This is a genomic window from Halorubrum laminariae (assembly GCF_024494655.1).
In the GTDB taxonomy this organism is placed as follows: domain Archaea; phylum Halobacteriota; class Halobacteria; order Halobacteriales; family Haloferacaceae; genus Halorubrum; species Halorubrum laminariae.
On record NZ_JANHDL010000001.1, the window covers coordinates 572408 to 591435 of the forward strand.

18 protein-coding genes, 2 tRNA genes and 1 pseudogene are annotated in these 19028 nt (G+C 66.4%); 18 read left to right on the forward strand and 3 right to left on the reverse strand.

Annotated elements, in window-relative coordinates:
• Positions 1-250 precede the first annotated feature (250 nt).
• A complete protein-coding gene (locus NO887_RS02770) occupies positions 251-724 on the forward strand; it encodes a deoxyuridine 5'-triphosphate nucleotidohydrolase (protein ID WP_256416970.1) in 474 nt (157 codons plus the stop codon).
• A 263-nt stretch (positions 725-987) separates the two neighbouring features.
• Here NO887_RS02770 and NO887_RS02775 read toward each other — a convergent pair whose 3' ends face one another.
• Together NO887_RS02775 and NO887_RS02780 are read right to left on the reverse strand one after the other, a co-directional pair.
• The gene (locus tag NO887_RS02775) at positions 988-1395 is read right to left on the reverse strand and encodes a CBS domain-containing protein (RefSeq protein WP_256416971.1); all 408 of its coding nucleotides are present in this window, start codon (positions 1393-1395) and stop codon (positions 988-990) included.
• Positions 1396-1491: 96 nt separating this feature from the next.
• Positions 1492-2448, reverse strand: coding sequence for a DUF5787 family protein (locus NO887_RS02780; protein WP_256416972.1), 957 nt, complete (start codon positions 2446-2448; stop codon positions 1492-1494).
• A 105-nt stretch (positions 2449-2553) separates the two neighbouring features.
• On the opposite strand from NO887_RS02780, the gene NO887_RS02785 reads away from it, so the two are divergent.
• The 9 genes and pseudogenes from NO887_RS02785 to lpdA all read left to right on the forward strand — a co-directional run bounded on the left by NO887_RS02785 (position 2554) and on the right by lpdA (position 10782).
• Positions 2554-2937, forward strand: coding sequence for a hypothetical protein (locus NO887_RS02785; RefSeq protein ID WP_256416973.1), 384 nt, complete (start codon positions 2554-2556; stop codon positions 2935-2937).
• Positions 2938-3032: 95 nt separating this feature from the next.
• Positions 3033-3602 carry an NUDIX hydrolase gene (locus NO887_RS02790; RefSeq protein ID WP_256417025.1) on the forward strand — a complete coding sequence of 190 codons (570 nt, stop codon included), beginning with the start codon at positions 3033-3035 and terminating at the stop codon, positions 3600-3602.
• 230 nt (positions 3603-3832) lie between these two features.
• Complete coding sequence (locus NO887_RS02795) at positions 3833-4759, forward strand: replication factor A (RefSeq protein WP_256416974.1); 927 nt, start codon at positions 3833-3835, stop codon at positions 4757-4759.
• A complete protein-coding gene (locus NO887_RS02800; RefSeq protein ID WP_256416975.1) occupies positions 4760-5407 on the forward strand; it encodes an RPA family protein in 648 nt (215 codons plus the stop codon). It abuts the gene before it with no gap.
• A gap of 162 nt (positions 5408-5569) precedes the next feature.
• Entirely contained in the window at positions 5570-5974 is a 405-nt protein-coding gene (locus NO887_RS02805; RefSeq protein ID WP_256416976.1) for a DUF8146 domain-containing protein, read from the forward strand.
• A gap of 286 nt (positions 5975-6260) precedes the next feature.
• Positions 6261-6617, forward strand: a pseudogene (locus tag NO887_RS02810) (thiamine pyrophosphate-dependent enzyme); the annotation flags it as partial.
• Entirely contained in the window at positions 6618-7604 is a 987-nt protein-coding gene (locus tag NO887_RS02815) for an alpha-ketoacid dehydrogenase subunit beta (protein ID WP_256416977.1), read from the forward strand.
• 2 nt (positions 7605-7606) lie between these two features.
• Positions 7607-9361 (forward strand): 2-oxo acid dehydrogenase subunit E2, encoded by a 1755-nt coding sequence (locus NO887_RS02820; RefSeq protein WP_256416978.1) that lies wholly within the window; start codon positions 7607-7609, stop codon positions 9359-9361.
• On the forward strand, positions 9355-10782 hold the full coding sequence (lpdA, locus tag NO887_RS02825; RefSeq protein WP_256416979.1) for a dihydrolipoyl dehydrogenase: 1428 nt from the start codon (positions 9355-9357) through the stop codon (positions 10780-10782). The genes NO887_RS02820 and lpdA overlap by 7 nt, the downstream gene beginning before the upstream one ends.
• 25 nt (positions 10783-10807) lie before the next feature.
• Here lpdA and NO887_RS02830 read toward each other — a convergent pair whose 3' ends face one another.
• Positions 10808-10933: a hypothetical protein gene (locus NO887_RS02830; RefSeq protein ID WP_379812097.1), complete on the reverse strand. Its 126-nt coding sequence runs from the start codon at positions 10931-10933 to the stop codon at positions 10808-10810.
• A gap of 131 nt (positions 10934-11064) precedes the next feature.
• On the opposite strand from NO887_RS02830, the gene NO887_RS02835 reads away from it, so the two are divergent.
• The 8 genes from NO887_RS02835 (at position 11065) to NO887_RS02870 (ending at position 18969) form a co-directional block, all read left to right on the forward strand.
• Positions 11065-11676 (forward strand): AsnC family transcriptional regulator, encoded by a 612-nt coding sequence (locus tag NO887_RS02835; RefSeq protein WP_256416980.1) that lies wholly within the window; start codon positions 11065-11067, stop codon positions 11674-11676.
• Positions 11677-11975: 299 nt separating this feature from the next.
• The gene (locus NO887_RS02840) at positions 11976-13172 is read left to right on the forward strand and encodes a hypothetical protein (RefSeq protein WP_256416981.1); all 1197 of its coding nucleotides are present in this window, start codon (positions 11976-11978) and stop codon (positions 13170-13172) included.
• 113 nt (positions 13173-13285) lie between these two features.
• Positions 13286-14575: an adenosylhomocysteinase gene (locus NO887_RS02845; protein WP_256416982.1), complete on the forward strand. Its 1290-nt coding sequence runs from the start codon at positions 13286-13288 to the stop codon at positions 14573-14575.
• Between the two features lie 422 nt (positions 14576-14997).
• The gene (gene nucS, locus NO887_RS02850; protein WP_256416983.1) at positions 14998-15777 is read left to right on the forward strand and encodes an endonuclease NucS; all 780 of its coding nucleotides are present in this window, start codon (positions 14998-15000) and stop codon (positions 15775-15777) included.
• 91 nt (positions 15778-15868) lie between these two features.
• Complete coding sequence (locus NO887_RS02855) at positions 15869-16399, forward strand: 50S ribosomal protein L16 (RefSeq protein ID WP_256416984.1); 531 nt, start codon at positions 15869-15871, stop codon at positions 16397-16399.
• A 126-nt stretch (positions 16400-16525) separates the two neighbouring features.
• Complete coding sequence (locus NO887_RS02860) at positions 16526-18580, forward strand: DEAD/DEAH box helicase (RefSeq protein ID WP_256416985.1); 2055 nt, start codon at positions 16526-16528, stop codon at positions 18578-18580.
• 94 nt (positions 18581-18674) lie between these two features.
• Positions 18675-18745: transfer RNA gene (locus tag NO887_RS02865), tRNA-Pro, on the forward strand.
• 150 nt (positions 18746-18895) lie between these two features.
• A tRNA-Phe gene (locus NO887_RS02870) sits at positions 18896-18969 on the forward strand.
• Positions 18970-19028: the final 59 nt, after the last annotated feature.

A 19028-nucleotide genomic window follows, 5' to 3' on the forward strand; every position in this document is an offset into this window, starting at 1 on the left:
GCCTTCCCGTGGATATAAAACCCGCGAGTTTTCCGAAGATCGACCGTGTTAGATCGGTCGAGACAGCAATTTTCGGGCCGAAACGCGTATGATATCATACACCACGAGAAAAATAGGCGTAACGAGTGTATAAGGCTCATAAAGGCGAATATCTGCGTCTCAGCCCTCGACGCGGCGGTGGCGATCAGCGGCGTGTTCGACGGATCGAGAGGTCGATACGGTTTAGTCTCGCCCGCGGATTCGAGTGGGTATGTTCGACCCAGGTGCAGCAGTCGCGGCGGCGCTCGAAGCGGGTGACGCCGACCTCGGCGACGCACAGCGACAGCCGAACGGCGTCGACCTCACGCTCGGCGCGGTCTTCGAACAGGCCGAGTCGGGGTTCGTCGGCCGCGACGACAAGCGCGTCGGTGATCGCGAGGAACTCGCACCCGACAACGATCGCTACCGACTTGACGCGGGAACGTACGTGGTGCGGTACGGCGAACCGGTGCGGATCCCCGAGGACCGTATCGGGTTCGTTCTCCCGCGGTCGACGCTGCTTCGGAACTCGTGTACGCTCGACACCGCGGTGTGGGACGCGGGCTACGAGGGAATCGGCGAGGGGCGTCTCGACGTGGGACACGCGATCGAGATCGAGCCGGGGGCGCGGATCGCGCAGTTGGTGTTGGCGAAAGCGGATCACGATGGGACGTACGCCGGCGCGTATCAGGGCGAGAATCTCTGACGGGACGGCGAGTGCGGTCGGACACGACGAACGGTAGGAAACGGCAGCGTGGCTCGTCGTGTCGAAAGGAACGAACGGCGCGCCGATGCCGGGAAAAGTGGCACCGGCGCGCCGTTCAGTAGGTCCCCGCTGACGCTTCGGCCCTCCAAGCGAAGCGTCACCTGACGCAAGTGCGGGAGCGCACTTAACAGTGCCGGGGGCGGCAGCGTTGGTGGCAGAGATGGCAGCAAAGAAATCGGGATACCGACCCGTGCTCGCGGCCGCTACGGCGACGGCGTCTCCGGCGAGGAGACGTACGCGGCAAAGTCGGAGGTAGTGATGATTCCGATTGGCGTACTACCGTCGACGACGGGTACGTGATGGATTCCGTGCTCGACCATCGTCGCCGCGACGGCCGCGACGGAGTCCTGTGCGCTCGCCGTGATCGGGTCAGTGGTCATGTACCGCTCGACAGTCGTCTCGGCTTTCGGCTGGCTCTTGGCCACGATGTCGACGAAGTCGGTCGTCGTGAGAATCCCGGCGAGCGTTCCGTCGTCGTCGACCACGAGCGCCGAACTGACATCGTTGTCGAGCAGCACCGCCGCGGCGTCTTCGACGAGCGTGTCCGGGGAGACGGTGTGGAGGTCGGTTGTCATCAACCGCGCGACGAACACGTCTTCGATGTCGTCCATACCAGCAGATTCCGCCGTCGACGTATAAGGGTTCTCACGCCACGTGGTACCGCGCGGTCGGTTCGGAGAGTAGCGGTCGAGCCGGGTCGTCAGGCCTTATCCGAACCATGAGAGGCCCGACTGCCGGCGTGGCCTGCCGCCGTCCGGTTCAGCGACCCACGCGGTGCGCTCGTCACGGAGGCGTTTTGCGTCGATTGACGGCGGATCGGCCGAGTCGAACTCGGGACAGGTGTCACCGCAGTCGCGTCCCGGGTCGACGACGCGGTCGAAGTGACCACAGCGGGGGCGGCCGTCGTCGGTCGTCGTCGCGTGTACACAGCGGGGCGGGTCAGGCCGCCATCCTTTCCCGTAGGCGCGTTCGGCGAGCCGCCGGCGCTTTCGGGCCTTTGACGCGGGATCGACGAGCGCCACGTCCGTCCGGAGCGCGCGCTCGTCGCAGATTTCGACCCCCGGCGCGTCGGGGTCGAGCCGGCCGGATTCGCGGACCACCTCGCGGTCGCCGGTATCGGGATCAAACCGCCAGACACCGACGGTGTCCGGGATCCGGTTAAGGTGCGCGCGGGTGACGTACGAGGCAGTCGCGAGCACGACCTCGTCGAACAGTCCGAGGGCGACATCGTACCGCAGTTGGGCGGTCAGGTCGCCGGGCGTCGAGAGGTCAGGCTTGTTTTCGATCGCCGTCAGCGCGCCGAACCAGTCGTCGGGATACCGAGCGGTCGCGCGGACGACCGGCCGACCGTCGCGACGCTCGCGTTCGAGGTAGCCCGCTTCGACCGCGCGGTCGACAACCGCGGCGGCCCTGTCCGTCGGGAGGTCGAACGCCGCCGAGACGGGAACCGCCTCGCCGGGCCCGACGGACGCCTCGATGGCGGCGTCGGGAATCCGATCGGGGGTGATCGAGGCACGCTGATCAAATCCGGGACCGGGCGTGAGCACGCAGACGTCGACGATCCGCCCGCCGGGGTTCGTGACGCCGGCACCGAGCTGTCTCGCGACGACCGTATCGGGCGATTCGAGCGCGGCACACAGCGCCAGCTCGAATCGATATTCCATGCCTGTGCGAGGTTCGCCGTCGGCTAAAACGCATCGGGGGCGGGCGTCGGGGCTACGCACGTCGGCGGGCGAAACCGGTATTCCGCCCCGGTGCCAACGCCGAGTATGCGCCGGGTCACCCGGAATCTCGTCGTCGCCATCGCCTTGGTCGTCGTCGCGCTACTCGCGTTGGGCGCGCTCCCGAGTTACCTCGGCAGCGGCGACCCCTACTACCTCACCGCCGAGCCGATCGAGACCGACGAGCCGACGATCGACGTGACGAACGTCTCCGAGAGCCGGTACCCGTACCTCGTCGGCGCGCTCACGAGCGAGGACGGCCGCTCGGACGGCTACCAGACCGATCCGTACGGGATCAAGGAGCCGTTCACCCACAGCCCGTTCGACGAGATCGGATCGCTTGCACAGCAGCGGCCGGCGGCCGCGACTGAGGAGACGGCGCGCGTCCGCTACGAGGGCGAGACCTATCGAGTGGAGGTGGTCCGAGCGTGAGCGACGGAATCGGCGGGAGCAACGGAACCCGCGATAGCGACAGAACGAACGAGAGCGACGGGGCAGAGAGAACCGTCGGCGAGGAGTTCGAGGACATCCCGGCGTTCACGGACGGCCGTACGCACTCGCTTCCTGGCGAACCGGAGTGGCCGGTCAGGGAGGTCGTCGTCGAGTACGACGAGGGCTGGTTCGTCGGCGGCTACGACCGCGTCGAGCAGCCGGACGGGTCGGAGAAGAAGTACTACTGGGCGGAGCTGTCACCCGCGACCGTCGTGATCGCGGTCGCCGACGGCGACGTGCTGTTCGTCGAGCAGTACCGTCCGACGGTGCGGAACACCCAGTTGGAACTGCCCGCGGGGATCGTCGAACCCGGCGAGACGTACACCGAGGCTGGCGCGCGCGAACTCGCCGAGGAGACGGGATTCGCGCCCGACTCGACCGAGCTCCTGCAGGAGGTGTGGTGTTCGACCGGCGTGCTCCGTCACACGCGCGGCTACGTGGTCGCAGAGGGGCTCGATCCGGTCGACGTGGAAGCCGACAGCAACGAGTTCCTCGAACCGCGAGCGGTGCCGATAGAGGAGGCGCTGTCCGTCGCGCGCTCGACCCCGACGAACGACGCGACGCTTGAGGGATTGCTGCTGGCCGAGCGCGACGGGTATTTGTGATCATCTCACGTGGTATCGTTCCACTCGAAACGGAGCCCGCGTCTGGCTGACGAGCGTCTGACAGGGATAATCGATCGCAATGAGGCCGCCCACGCGAATCGCAAAACGGACTCGAGACGCTCCATACCGCTGATATATTCACTTTCACTGCGGTTGCGGACGTTTTAATACTAAGAGGACCCAACCGCCGTACGCCTCCCAGTGAAACAAGACCGGAGGCGGAGACACCCATGAGCGAACTGCGACAGGAAGCGGAAGCGATAGCGGAACAGTTCTCGGACCACCTCGACGTGGCCCCCGACGACGTCGAACAGCGGCTGGAGACGCTCGTCGACGAGTACCGCGTGCCGCTCGACGAGGCGAGCCGGAGCGTCACCAACAGCTACCTCGAAGACGCCGGCATGGAGCGCGACGAGATTAGCCGCGGCGGCAGCGAGGAGGTCCTCGTCAACGACATCGACGAGGACGAACAGTGGGTCGACTTGCGCGTGAAGTTGGTCGACCTCTGGGAGCCCAGAAGCGACTCCATCTCGCAGGTCGGTCTCGTCGGCGACGAGTCGGGCACGATCAAGTTCGTCGCCTTCGAGACCTCCGATCTCCCCGAACTGGAGGAGGGCGCGTGCTACGATCTTTCGAACGTCGTCACCGACGAGTACGAGGGCAGCTACTCGGTGAAGCTCAACCGGACGACCCAGATCACCGAGATAGACGAGGAGATCGAGGTCGGCGACAACGCCGACACCGTCGAGGGAGCCCTCGTCGACATCCAGTCCGGCTCCGGACTGATCAAGCGCTGTCCGGAGGACGACTGCACGCGCGTCCTCCAGAACGGCCGGTGCTCCGAACACGGCCAAGTCGACGGCGAGTTCGACCTCCGGATCAAGGGCGTCCTCGACGACGGCGAGACCGTCACCGAGGTCATTTTCGACCGCGAGGCCACGGAAGGCCTCACGGGCATGACCTTAGAGGAGGCCAAGGACATGGCGATGGACGCGCTCGATACGACGGTCGTCGCCGAGGAGATGTCCGACGACGTACTAGGTCGGTACTACCGCGTCACCGGCCCCACGTTCGGCCGGTACGTCCTCGTCGATGAGATGGAGAATCCCGGACGCGTGGATGCAGAGAGCGCGCTGATCGAAGCGAGGTCGATATAAATGAGTCAGTCAGCCCCAACCCGAGAGGTCGCCCGCCGCGTCTTCGCGAGCGAGTTCAACGACGCCGGCTTCACGTTCACCGAGTCCGACGACGAGCGCGCGCCCGTCTACGCGCTGCTTCCGACGGGGGAGTCCGCGAACCGCGTGTTCTTCGTCGGCACCCTCACCGAGAAAGAAGACGTCGGCGAGGACAGCGAGTACTGGCGCGGCCGCATCGTCGATCCGACGGGCACGTTCTTCGTGTACGCCGGCCAGTACCAGCCCGAGGCCGCCTCGAAGCTCCGCGAACTCGACGCGCCCGCCTACGTCGCAGTCGTGGGGAAGCCCCGGACGTACGAGACCGACGACGGCACGGTCCGCGTGTCGGTCCGTCCCGAGTCGATCACTGAGGTCGACGCCGACACCCGCGACCGGTGGGTTGTCGAGACCGCAAACCGGACGATCGAGCGCGTCACCGCCTTCGACGACGGGAACGAGTACGCGCGGATGGCCCGCGAGGAGTACGACTTCGACCCCGAGACGTACAAGGCAGCGGCGCTGTCGGCGCTCGAAGATCTCGACGAGAGCGGCGGTGACGAACTCGCCGGCGACGGTTCCGCGGGCGGCGACTCCGCGGTCGACGAGACGACCGAGACACCGGAGCTGTAACGCGGGACGCTCACCGGTCGCTCGGCCGGTCGGTCTGCCACCGGCCGAGCGACTGCGGCTACCGTCTGATCGAGCGGACGGACCCGTTTCGAGCCGATATCGGACTGATCCTGCGATCGTCTGACAAACGTTTAAGTATTTTGCGTGACCTATTGCCCGATAATGGGCAACAAGAACAAGACGATCTCGTTTCGCGTCAACGAGGACGCGTTCGAGACCCTCCGCGACATCGCCGAGGAGCGGGATATCTCGCTTTCGGCGGTCTTCCGGGACTACGTGGATACGCTCGTTGCCCACGACGGACAGGTCCGGGTCGTTCCGGAGGCAGAACTGGACAGCATGGGCGAGAGCGGGGAGTCGTTCCCGCCGAAGATCGAGGTTCCGAAGAGCTTCGTCCGTGAGCACGAGCGACTGGAGCTGGAGGCGGATCACCTCCGCGAGCAGTTGGAAGAGCACAAGCGCTACGTCAACTACCTCCGCGAGCAGTTGGAGGACGGAGACGACGAGGTGATCCAGCTGGAAGACCTCGACGGCGAGCCGGACGAGCCCTCCTTCCGGCTCGGCTGACTCGTCGCTGGTGGTGACGCCGCCGGCACAGGTGTCCCCGCCGACGGTCGGCAACCGAGTTTGACCGGTTTTCTCCGGGATTCAGTGGACGAACCCGCGTCGATCCGAGATATTTCTGTCCGTCTTCCGGTGCGTACGAAACCAATATTACCCGTGCGATGGAGGATTCGAGTATGAATCGGAGGGCTCGGCCGTGACCGTGTTCGACAGGCCGTACGACGATCCGGTCCGCGTGCTCGACGAGGACGGAACGGTCGTCGGTGACCTTCCCGAGGTCGACGAGGAGACGCTCGTCGAGGCGGTCCAGTACCGGTTCGGCGCGCATACGACCGCCGACAACCCCACGATCTACCGCGACGACAACGAAGTCGAGCGGTGGAGACGGAAGGACCCGATCCCGCGGCTTGAGGCGTTCCTCCGTTCGGAGGGGGTCCTCGACGACGAGCGCGTCGCCGAGATCGAATCTGCGGTCGAGACGCGGGTCGCGGACGCCATCGAGGCGGCGGAGTCGACGGCGCGGCCGCGGCCGCGCGAACTGTTCGAGCACGCGTACGCGGAGGTTCCAGCGGAGCTCGAACGACAGTACGACGAACTCGCCGCGCTCCGCGAATCGCGCGGCGACGCGGCGTTCTTGGAGGAGTAAATGACCGAGACACAGAACCTCACCCTAGTGCAGGCGGTGCGAGACGGACTATACACTGAGATGCGCGAGGACGACGACGTCCTCGTGTTGGGCCAAGACATCGGGAAGAACGGCGGCGTCTTCCGGGCCACCGAAGGACTGTTCGACGAGTTCGGCGGTGACCGCGTCGTCGACACCCCGCTCGCGGAGTCGGGGATCGTCGGCTGCGCGGTCGGCATGGCCGCGATGGGGCTCCGCCCGGTCCCGGAGATTCAGTTCTCCGGGTTCATGTATCCCGGATTCGACCAGATCGTCTCGCACGTCGCCCGGTTCCGCGCGCGCAGTCGCGGGCAGTTCACGGTTCCACTGACGCTGCGCGCGCCCTACGGCGGCGGCATCCGAGCGCCGGAACACCACTCCGAGTCGAAGGAGGCGTTCTACGCCCACGAGGCTGGCCTGAAGGTCATCATCCCGTCGACACCGCACGACGCGAAGGGACTGTTGGCGGCGTCGATCCGCGATCCCGACCCCGTGATATTCCTCGAACCGAAGCTCATCTACCGGGCGTTCCGCGAGGACGTGCCCGAGGAGCCGTACACCGTGCCGATCGGCGAGGCAGTCACGCGTCGCGAGGGCGACGACGTGGCCGTGTTCACCTACGGGGCGATGACCCGGCCGACGCTGGAGGCGGCCGAGACGCTCGCAGAGGAAGGGATCGACTGCGCGGTCGTCGATCTCCGGACCGTCTCCCCGCTCGATCGGGAGGCTATCATCGAGGCGTTCGAGACGACTGGTCGCGCGGTCGTCGTCCACGAGGCACCGAAGACAGGGGGACTCGCCGGCGAGATAACCGCGATCATCCAAGAGGAGTCGTTGTTGTATCAGGAAGCGCCGATCGGGCGTGTGACCGGCTTCGACGTGCCGTATCCGCTGTACGCGCTGGAGGACTACTACCTCCCGACGGCGGCGCGCATCGAGGACGGTATCAAGGAGGCGGTGGAGTTCTGACCATGTCCGTCAAGGAGTTCACGCTGCCGGACGTCGGCGAGGGCGTCACAGAGGGCGAACTCGTCAGCTGGCTCGTCGCGCCCGGCGACCGCGTCGAGGAGGACCAGCCGGTGGCGGAAGTCGAGACCGACAAGGCACTCGTGGAGGTGCCGTCGCGGTACGACGGCGTCGTCGAGGAACTGTTCGTCGACGAGGGCGAGGTCGTCCCCGTCGGCGACGTGATCATCTCGTTCCGCGTTGACGAGGAGGGAGCACCAGAGGACGGTCGCGAGTCGGCTGACGCGTCGAGTGAGGGGGGCGGATCCGAGTCCGGATCCGAGTCCGACTCCGAGGGCGAATCCGACTCCGACACCGGGGACGAGCCGGCTCCCGGCGTCGCCGCCGGCCGGACGTTCGCCCCGCCGTCGGCACGCCGGATCGCCCGCGAACTGGGCGTCGAGATCGGTGCGGTCGACGGAAGCGGTCCGGGGGGCCGAGTGAGCGAGGCAGACGTGCGGGCGCACGCCGAGGAAGATGGCACGAGCGACGATCGCGTGGACATCGGCGATCCCGACGACGCGCCGACGCCGCGGTCCGCTCCCGGCGACACGGACGACAGGAAGACTGCGGTGACGAAGCGGAGCGAGACGGGAGCCGAGACCGGGGGATCCACGCCGGAGCGCGCCGGCCGCGACACCACGCTTGCGACGCCGGCGACCCGGAAGGTCGCCCGAGAACTGGGCGTCGACATCGACGACGTGCCAACGGATCAAACCCGCGACGGCGAAGCGTTCGTCACCGAGGCCGCCGTGCAAACGTACGCCGACGCACTGGAGTTGAAAGGGGTAGCAGGCGACGCCGAGGCGAGTGCCGAAGCGAAACCGGCGTCGCCTCGATCCGTCGACCTCGACGCAACCGATTCGGCGACTGCGTCGGCGGCCGAGTTGGCTGGCGCGTCGTCGGACGCGACCGCGTCGGAGCCCGAGACGGTCGCCGCCGGATCGGAGACGGTCGGCGACAGTGAGGAGACGGACGGCAACGACGAGAAAACGATCCCGTACCGCGGCGTCCGTCGGACGATCGGCAAGCAGATGGAGCGGTCGAAGTACACCGCGCCGCACGTCACCCACCACGACACCGTCGCGGTCGATCGGCTCGTCGAGGCTCGCGAGCAGTTGAAGCCGACCGCCGAGGAGCGCGGCGTGCGACTCACTTACATGCCGTTCGTGATGAAGGCGATCGTGGCGGGGCTCAGAGAGTACCCCGTTCTCAACAGCGAGCTGCGCGAGGAGGACGAGGAGATCGTGTTGAAAGACGAGTACAACCTCGGAGTCGCCGTTGCGACCGACGCCGGGCTGATGGTCCCGGTCGTCGAGGACGTCGACGAGAAGGGACTCTTCGAGTTGGCCGACGAGGTCTCAGATCTGGCGGCCCGCGCCCGCGATCGGACGCTGAAGCCCGGCGAGATGAAGGGCGGTACCTTCTCTATCACCAACTTCGGCGCTATCGGGGGCGAGTACGCCACGCCGATCATCAACTACCCCGAGACCGCCATTTTGGGACTCGGGGCCATCGAGGAGCGGCCGGTCGTGCGCGACGGCGGCGGGAGCGACCGCGACGATAAGGGGGGCGGCAGCGAGGTCGTCGCCGCCCCGACGCTTCCGCTGTCGCTGTCGATCGACCACCGCGTCGTCGACGGCGCGGTCGCGGCCGAGTTCGCGAACACGGTCATGGAACACCTTGAACAGCCGCTGCTGTTATTGAACGAACAATGGTAGTCGGAGACGTCACGACGGGAACGGAGGTACTGGTCATCGGCGCGGGCCCCGGGGGCTACGTCGCCGCCATCCGCGCCGCACAGGAGGGACTCGACGCGACGCTCGTGGAGAAGGACGCCTACGGCGGTGCCTGCCTCAACCGAGGGTGTATCCCGTCGAAGGCGCTCATCACGGGGTCGGGACTGGCACACGAGGCCGGCAACGCGGAGTTCATGGGCGTCCACGCGGACCCCGCCGTCGACCTCGACAAGATGGTCGAATGGAAAGACGGCGTGGTCGATAGACTGACCGGCGGCGTCGAGAAGCTCTGTAAGGCCAACGGCGTGAACCTAGTCGAGGGGACCGCGTCGTTCGTCGACGATCACACCGTCCGCGTCGCGCACGGCGGCGACGGACAGGGCTCCGAGACGATCGAGTTCGAACACGCGATCGTCGCGACCGGGTCGCGCCCGATACAGATCCCTAGTTTCGAGTTCGCCGACGACCACGTCTGGAGTTCGGCAGACGCGCTCGACGCCGACGCAATACCCGACCGGCTCGGCGTCGTCGGCGGCGGCTACATCGGCATGGAGCTTGCGACGACGTTCGCGAAGCTCGGAGCCGACGTGACCGTGGTCGAGATGCTGGACGACGTGCTCGACCCCTACGAGGAGGACGTGAAGCGACTCGTCCGCACGCGCGCCGAGGAACTCGGCGTGGAGTTCCACTTCGGCGAGGGCGCGAGCGGGTGGTCAGAGGGCGGGGACGGTGGGTATCTGCTCCACACCGAGACGGAGGCCGGCGAGGAATCCTCGTACCCCGCGGACAAGATCCTCGTCGCCGTCGGCCGCCAGCCGGTGACCGACAGTCTCGATCTCGAAAACGCGGGTATCGAGATGAACGAGCGCGGGTTCATCGAGACGGACGACCGAACCCGCACCGCAGTCGAGCACATTCACGCGGTCGGGGACGTGGCGGGCGAGCCGATGCTCGCGCACGCGGCCTCGAACGAGGGGATCGTCGCCGCCGAGGTGATCGCGGGCGAGCCGGCGGCGCTCGACAGGCAGGCGGTTCCCGCCGCCGTCTTCACCGATCCCGAGATCGGCACGGTCGGGATGACCGAAGCGGAGGCCGCGGAGGCCGGCTTCGACCCCACGGTCGGCGAGATGCCGTTCAACGCCTCCGGCCGCGCCATGACGACGGGTCACACGGAGGGGTTCGTTCGGATCGTCGCCGACGAGGAGACCGGGTTCGTGCTCGGCGGCCAGATAGTCGGTCCCGAGGCATCCGAGTTGATCGCGGAGGTCGCGCTCGCGATCGAGATGGGCGCGACGCTGGAAGACGTGGCGGCGACGGTCCACACCCACCCGACGCTTGCGGAGGCGGTGATGGAGGCCGCGGAGAACGCCCGCGGACAGGCGATACATACCCTGAACCGCTAGCCCGGCGCTGCGGGCGTGGCGGACGCTACCCCGACGCCTCGTATCCGGCATCCTCGACCGCGCGAACGAGCGCGTCGGGGTCGGCGTCGCCCTCGACGGTCGCAGCACCGCGCTGGCGGTCCGCACGGGCGTCGATAATAGTTCGACTCATGACACGGGTCGGTAGACGACGGAAGATTTTGTGCGTTTTCTCTTCGGAATCGGACCTCAGATCGCTTCGCGAATTTCGATTCGAAAGTATCACCGGCAACGCTCTTGTGCCTGCCGGACTTTGGACCTGCAATGCGAGACCTTGACGAGACTGACGTAGAGATTCTCTCGCTTCTGGCCGCGAACGCTCGGCGGTCGTTCAGCGAGATCGGCGAGCGCGTGGGGCTGTCCGGGCCGGCGGTGTCGGACCGCGTCACGCGGCTGGAGGAGACGGGCGTCATCGAGGGGTTCACCGTCGACGTCGACCGGACGAAGCTCCGCGGGGGCGTCCCCGTCATGGTCGACGTCGACCTCGCGGCCGACGCCGGAGTGGGGGGTGAAACGGCGCTGGAGTCTGCCCGAGAGCGCCTCCGCGAGGCCGACGCCGTCGAACACGTGTTCGTCACCGTCGAGGGCGATATTCGGTTGTACGCCCGGATCGGAGGGAATAGCGTTCGGGAGTGGCTCGCGGGGACCTTCGAGGGGCTCCCTGTCGACGACTGGACGGTCACGCTCGTCGACGAGGTCGAGTGGACCCCCTCGATCGATGGCATCGAGTTCGCGCTGACCTGTGCGGAGTGTTCGAACACGGTCGACAGCGAAGGCGAGACGACTAGGATCGACGGCGAAGTGTACCACTTCTGTTGTTCGTCCTGTCTGTCGCGGTTCCGCGACCGCTACCAGCGGCTCGAAGAGGGCGCGTGACGCCCGCGGCAGTCCGCTTGGCCGCCGCCGGCGGGCGGTCCACGAGCGATCCGGGCGGACACCGCAGCGACGCGGCCGAATTTCGGTTCGGGTGCGCGCGCGAGCGAACCGGTCCGCGTTTCGGGCTGACCCGGCCTCGATGGGCGGTCGAAGCGGCCCCGATCGGCGGCGAGCCGACGGACACAGGCACAGATCGACAAGACATGCGTACAGCCGCGTTAACCGGGACACAAACCGGATTAAACCGCGTTAAGGGAGTTCGCTTTTTATGTGGTACCGACGGCACGACCCGAGTGGACATGAGCGACAGAACGATTGGAACGAAACCGATTGCGCTGCTTTTGGTCGCCGTCGTCGCGCTCGGCGCGACGGCCGGCGTCGCGGCCGCCGACGGCGAACTCGGCGTGACCGTCGACGACGTTGACGGCGAACCGACGGTGACGGTCACTGAGAACGACACGGCACTCGAGAACGCGACGGTGAACGTCACGGTCGCGGATCCGGCAAACGAATCGTACGCCGGAGCGGGCGAGTACACGACTGATGAGAACGGCACGGTGACGCTACCCGAACCCGAGGAGAACGTCACGGTCGACGTGACCGCGACCGCTGACAATCGGAGCGCGTCCACGACGGCCGATCTCGAAGCGTCGGCCGGGCTCGCACTCGACGTGGTGATCGACGACGGCGAGCCGGTCGTCTCGGTGACGGACGACGGCGACGCGGTCGAGAACGCCTCACTCAACGTCACCACGGCCGACGGGCAGAACGTCACCTACGTCGGCGAGGGCGACTACGAGACAGACGAGAACGGCACGGTGACGCTGCCCGCGCCCGAGGAGAACGTCACGGTCGACGTGACCGCGACCGTCGGAAACGACTCGATCGCGGCGACAGTCGACCTGACCGTCGAGTCGGCCGAGGAACCGGTGGCCGAAGAGCCGGCCGGAGATCGCCCGTTCGGGCAGTTGGTGCGCGACTTCATCGACCGTATCGGTGACCGCGAGGGCGGTATCGGTGCCGCCGTCTCGGACTTCGTGAGAGAGAACAACCCGGGGAACGCGCCGGATGACGCCGGCGCTCCCGATGACGCCGGTAACGAGAGCGACGACGACGCGGCCAACGCGAGCGACGGTCCCGGCAACGCGCCGGACCGCGCGGGTAACGGAAACGGAAACGGGAACGACGGCGATCAGGGACCGCCGGACAACGCTGGACCGAACGGTGACGACGACGGGAACGACGCGGACAGCGAGCGCGGCCCGCCGGACCAGGCAGGGCCCGACCGCGATGACGGCGACGACACCGAGGACAGCGAAGACGACGGATCCGACGGCGAGGAGGACGCGGACGAGGATGGTACAGACGAGAACGCGAGCGACAACGACGCAGACGATGACGGTTCAGACGCTGACGACGGCGGGTCCAGTGGCGGCCCCGGAAACGGAAACGGCCCCAGCAACGGTAACGGCGGAAACGGCAACGGTCCGCCGTAACCGAGACGCGAAGTAGCGAACGAACGGAGCCGCGATTGCGGACACGAAGAGCGGATTTTTTCATCGTCGTCGCTTGTCGGCAGGGTTTAGTGCGGCGTGAGCGAACTGAGGGTATGAGCGAAACCGCGTACTCACCGGTGTCACACCACCTCACGGACATCGAGTCGGCTCGGGAGGAGGGTCGCCGGAAGATGGACTGGGCGCTCCAACACATGCCGATCTTGAACGCGCTCCGCGAGGAGTTCGAGACGGCACAGCCGCTCGCGGGCGAGACGATCGCGATGGCGATGCACGTCGAGGCGAAGACCGCGAACCTCGTCGAACTGCTGGCGGACGGAGGGGCGGAAGTGGCGATCACCGGCTGCAACCCGCTCTCGACGCACGACGACGTGTCGGCCGCGCTCGACGCCCACGAGTCGATCACCTCCTACGCGGTGCGCGGAGTCGACGACGAGGCGTACTACGACGCGATGCACGCCTGTCTCGCCCACGAGCCGACGATCACCGTCGACGACGGGATGGACATGGTGAAGCTCGTCCACGAGGAGTACCCCGGGCTCATCGACTCGGTCGTCGGCGGGGCAGAGGAGACGACCACGGGCGTCGACCGGCTGCGCGCGATGGACGCCGACGGCGAGCTGAAGTACCCCGTCTTCGCCGTCAACGACACGCCGATGAAGCGGCTGTTCGACAACGTCCACGGTACGGGAGAGTCGTCGCTCGCGACCATCGCGATGACGACGAACCTCTCGTGGGCCGGCAAGAACGTCGTCGTCGGCGGGTACGGCCAGTGTGGAAAGGGCGTCGCGAAGAAGGCCTCGGGCCAGAACGCGAACGTCGTCGTCTGCGAGGTCGACCCCCGCAAGGCCCTCGAAGCCCACATGGAGGGATACGAGGTGCTCCCGATGGTCGAGGCCGCGAAGAAGGGAGACGTGTTCATCACGACCACCGGCAACCGCGACGTGATCACCCGCGAGCACTTCGAGGAGATGCAGGACGGCGTCCTCCTCGCGAACGCCGGCCACTTCGACGTGGAGGTGAACCTCGACGATCTCGCGGATCTCGCGGTCGACCGCTACGAGGTCCGCGACGGCGTCGAGGGGTACGAAATGGAAGACGGCCGCGTTCTGAACGTGATCGCGGAGGGGCGGCTCGTCAACCTCGCCGCACCCCTCGCGCTCGGCCATCCCGTCGAGGTGATGGACCAGAGCTTCGGGGTGCAGGCGGTCGTCGTCCGCGAACTCGCCGAAAACGGCGAGAGCTACGAGCCCGGCGTTCACGACGTGCCCGATGACCTCGACCGCGAAGTCGCCGAGATCAAACTCGCCGCGGAAGGCGTCGAACACGATACGCTCACCGACGAACAGCGCGAGTACATGAACAGCTGGGAGCACGGAACATAGTAGATTAGATTGTGCGGTGCAGCGGCGCGCGCCTCCGAGCGCCCCAGAGGGCGCGAGGAGCGCCGCGCGAGGGAAGTCGACCGGTTGGAGCGAAGCGGAGACCGGCCGACGAGGCTGGGGAGGTGTGAGGTGCTGTGCGGTCGCGGTCGGGTGGGATTCGAAGGGGCAGCCGTGAGGCGGGCGCAGGCGACGCAAGCACTGGAAGGAGCGAGCAACGCGAGCGACTGAAGCGCGCAGCGAGCGTGCACCCGCCTCACGGCTGGGGCTTCGGCAGTTCCGGCGGTGACGAGAGCAGTCACGCACAACCTCGCGGCTGGGGCTTTGGCCGTCTCGGTCGTGATGGGTCACACTGAGACGAGCGACGATCTGTCGTCTCCACAGCCCTCACACCCTTTTTGAGCGACGACCCCGTACGAGTCGTAGTGACAGTCACGAGCGTCCACAACCCCAGCCACCGCGAGGCCCTCTGGGAGATGGAGGACGCCTTCGAGCGCGGCGACCTGATAAGCGTCTTCGGGCGCTGCACGGTCGACTACGAGGGCAGAGCCTCCTCCGAACTTGGCTCGGGCGATCGGCTGGTCGTGTTGAAGCCCGACGGGGCTGCCCTCGTTCACACCGACGAGGGCCGCCAGCCGGTCAACTGGCAGCCGCCGGGGTCGGAACACCGCGCCGCGGTCCGCGAGGGACGACTCCGCGTCGTCTCGACCAGAACGAATCCCGCGGAAACGCTCACCGTCGCCTTCGAGGACGTGCACCAGCTCTCCGCACTAACGGTCACCGGCGGCCGCGACCTCGACCTGCACGGCAGCGAGGAGGATCTCCGGACCCGCATCCTCGAACGCCCCGACATCGTCGAGCCGGGATTCGAGCCGACGGAGACGGAACGTCCCTCGATCGCCGGACCGATGGACGTGTTCGGCGTCGACGCCGACGGCACGCCGGTCGTTGTCGAGTTGAAGCGACGGCGAGTCGGCCCGGACGCGGTCGGCCAGTTGGCGCGATACGTCCGGGGGCTGCGGGAGGAACTGGGCATCAACGACAGCGGTTTCGATGGTGACTCCGTCGGCGACGCCGATGGCGACGACGGAGAGACGCCCGCCGTCCGCGGCGTACTGGTCGCCCCCTCCGTCACCGACCGCGCCGCCGAGCGGCTGGCGGATCACGGGTTCGACCACGTCGCGCTCGATCCGACTGACGAGTGAGTCGCCCGCACACGCCGCGAGCGTGGCGAACGCGACGCCTCGCTATCGAAGGCTTTATCGCCGCAGCGAAGGCTACATCGGATAAGTAACCATGTCTGACAAACCCGCCTCCATGTACCGGACGATCGACAAGCCGTCGTACACCCGCCGCGAGTACATCACGGGTATCCCGGGCTCGAAGATCGCCCAGCACAACATGGGCGATCTGTCCACCGAGCCGGACGACTATCCGGTCCAGATCAGCCTTCGCGTCGAGGAGGAACTCCAGATCCGGCACGGCTCGCTGGAGAGCGCGCGCCTCTCGGCGAACCGCCACCTCATCAAGGAACTCGGCGAGGGCAACTACAAGATGACCCTCCGCAAGTTCCCCCATCAGGTCATTCGAGAGAACAAGCAGGCGACCGGCGCAGGCGCGGACCGCGTCTCAGACGGGATGCGACAGGCGTTCGGCAAGCCGGTCGGGACCGCCGCACGACTCGGTAAGGACGACATCGTCTTCACCGCCTACTGCGACGTCGACCAAGCCTCCGTCGTGAAAGAGGCGTTCCGCCGCGCGTACAACAAGCTCTCGCCGCCGTGCCGGATCACGGTCGAGCGCGGCGAGAAGCTGCTCGTCTCGTAGACGGCAACACACTTTTCGAGGCGTGGTTCGCGACCGGTATCGGCCTCGCCGTCTTCTCGCGGCGTCACGTGTCCGAGAGACGGCGAGCCGAACTCCTGAAATACCTCGCTCGCGTACCGACGGGCAGTGTCAAAGCAGTTGGCCGAGGTCGAGACGCTCTTTCTCCACGAGGCGCGGAGCGACTACACCGTCGTCGCCACCCGCGACGGGAGTCGCGTGCTCCGCGGGCGGCTCGAACTCAAGGAGACGTCGGCGGGACCCCGTCCGGGGAAGTTCCGCGTCGTTCGCGACGGCGAGGACCACCCCCGTAGCCCGGACGAGTTCGTCGACCTCGCGCGTGCGGCCGATCGGATTCGGATCTCAGAGCAGACCGCACCAGAGAGTCGCGAACGCTTGGAAGCGATGCTTGACGGCTATCAGCTGGAGTCGCTCACGGTTCGGACCTGTCGCCGGTGCGCGAACAACGGCCGATACGGACCGATCACGGCCGAGACCGCGATCGAGCACAACGACGAGCTGATCTGCCGAGACTGTGCTCGGCGGGAGTTGGAACGAGAACTGTCGTACAAAGGTGAGTTTACGGGCGCAGCCGAAGAGCGACTCGAAGAGCTGCTGTATGAGTCCGGCGACCTCGACCGGATCGTCAATCTCCTACAGGGCGGACTCGATCCGGACCTCACGAAGTACGACGAGGTGTCCGCGAACGTCGATGACATCTCGCCGGTGCAGACCGCCGACTTGGACCTTCATCCGGCCCTCTCGGATCTCGTGCAAGACCGGTTCGACGAACTGCTCCCGGTCCAGAGCCTCTCGGTGCGGAACGGGCTCTTGGAGGGTGACGACCAGCTCGTCGTGAGCGCGACTGCGACTGGGAAGACGCTCGTCGGAGAGCTAACGGGGATCGATCGGGCGCTGAACGGTGACGGGAAGTTGCTGTTTTTGGTTCCGCTCGTCGCGCTCGCAAACCAGAAACACGAGGACTTCGAGGATCGCTACGGCGACCTGCTCGACGTCTCGATTCGTGTGGGCTCCTCGCGAGTGAACGACGACGGCAACCGGTTCGACCCGAACGCGGACGTTATCGTCGGCACCTACGAGGGGATCGACCACGCGCTCCGGACCGGCAAGGACCTAGGCGACGTGGGGACGGTCGTCATCGACGAGGTTCACACGCTGAAGGAGGGAGAACGCGGCCACCGGCTCGACGGACTCATTTCCCGACTGAAGTACTACAGCGAGGATCGGATGGAGACGCACTCGGGATACGATGGGACGCAGTTCGTCTACCTCTCGGCAACGGTCGGAAACCCTGAGTGGCTCGCTGAGCGCCTCCGTGCCACGCTGATCGAGTTCGAGGAGCGACCCGTGCCAATCGAGCGTCACGTCACCTTCGCCGACAGTCGGGAAAAGGCCAATATCGCCGACAAGCTCGTCAAGCGGGAGTTCGACACGAAGTCGTCGAAGGGGTACCGCGGGCAGACGATCATCTTTACGAACTCCCGGCGGCGCTGTCACGAGATCAGCCGAAAGCTCCGATACGACTCCGCGCCGTATCACGCCGGGCTCGACTACAAGCGCCGGAAGACGGTCGAACGGCAGTTCGGGAATCAGGACCTGTCTGCGGTCGTCACCACCGCGGCGCTCGCCGCCGGCGTCGACTTCCCCGCCTCGCAGGTGATCTTCGACTCGCTTGCGATGGGGATCGAGTGGCTCTCAGTCCAAGAGTTCTCCCAGATGCTCGGGCGGGCGGGGCGACCGGACTACCACGACCGCGGGCGGGTGTATCTCCTCGTCGAACCCGACGGGATCTACCACAACTCGATGGAGCGCACCGAAGACGAGGTCGCCTTTACCCTGCTCAAAGGCGAGATGGAAGACGTTTCGACCCACTACGACGAGACGGCCGCCGTCGAAGAGACGCTCGCGAACGTTATCGTCGCCGGAAAGAAAGCCAAGCGACTCAACGACCGGATGATAGGCGATGTGCCGACGAAACACGCGATTGGGAAGCTACTGGAGTGGAACTTCATCGACGGGTTCGATCCGACGCCACTCGGTCGCGGGATCACGAGGCACTTTCTCGCACCCGACGAGGCCTTCTTCATCCTCGATGCGATCCGAAAGGGGACGGACCCGTACGACATCGTCGCCGACCTCGAACTACGCGACGACGAAGAATAAGTGAAGAGTAACGGAATCGGATGCGTGTCAATCGCCCACGTGGGTCGAGGCGCAACGAAACGTTTTAGCGGCCCATACAGGTAGATAGGGGTGCGGGACCGTGGGTTAGTGGTATACTCCGGGCCTTGGGTGCCCGTGACCCCGGTTCGAATCCGGGCGGTCCCACTCGTTTGCGAGAAACGAAGTGACGAGCGACGAGTCGCAACCACCCGGATTTGAAGCGGAGAACGGCGTAAGCCGATCGCTTGACCGTCTCGATCCGCTTGCCGCCTTTCGAAATCCTTTTGTCTCGAATCGGCGTTGGTCCGAGTGCGAGCCGCCTTAGCTCAGACTGGGAGAGCACTCGACTGAAGATCGAGCTGTCCCCCGTTCAAATCGGGGAGGCGGCATACCGATTCTACTCGGTTCTCATTCGCACGCAGGCAACGCCTTACGGCGATTTTCCTGC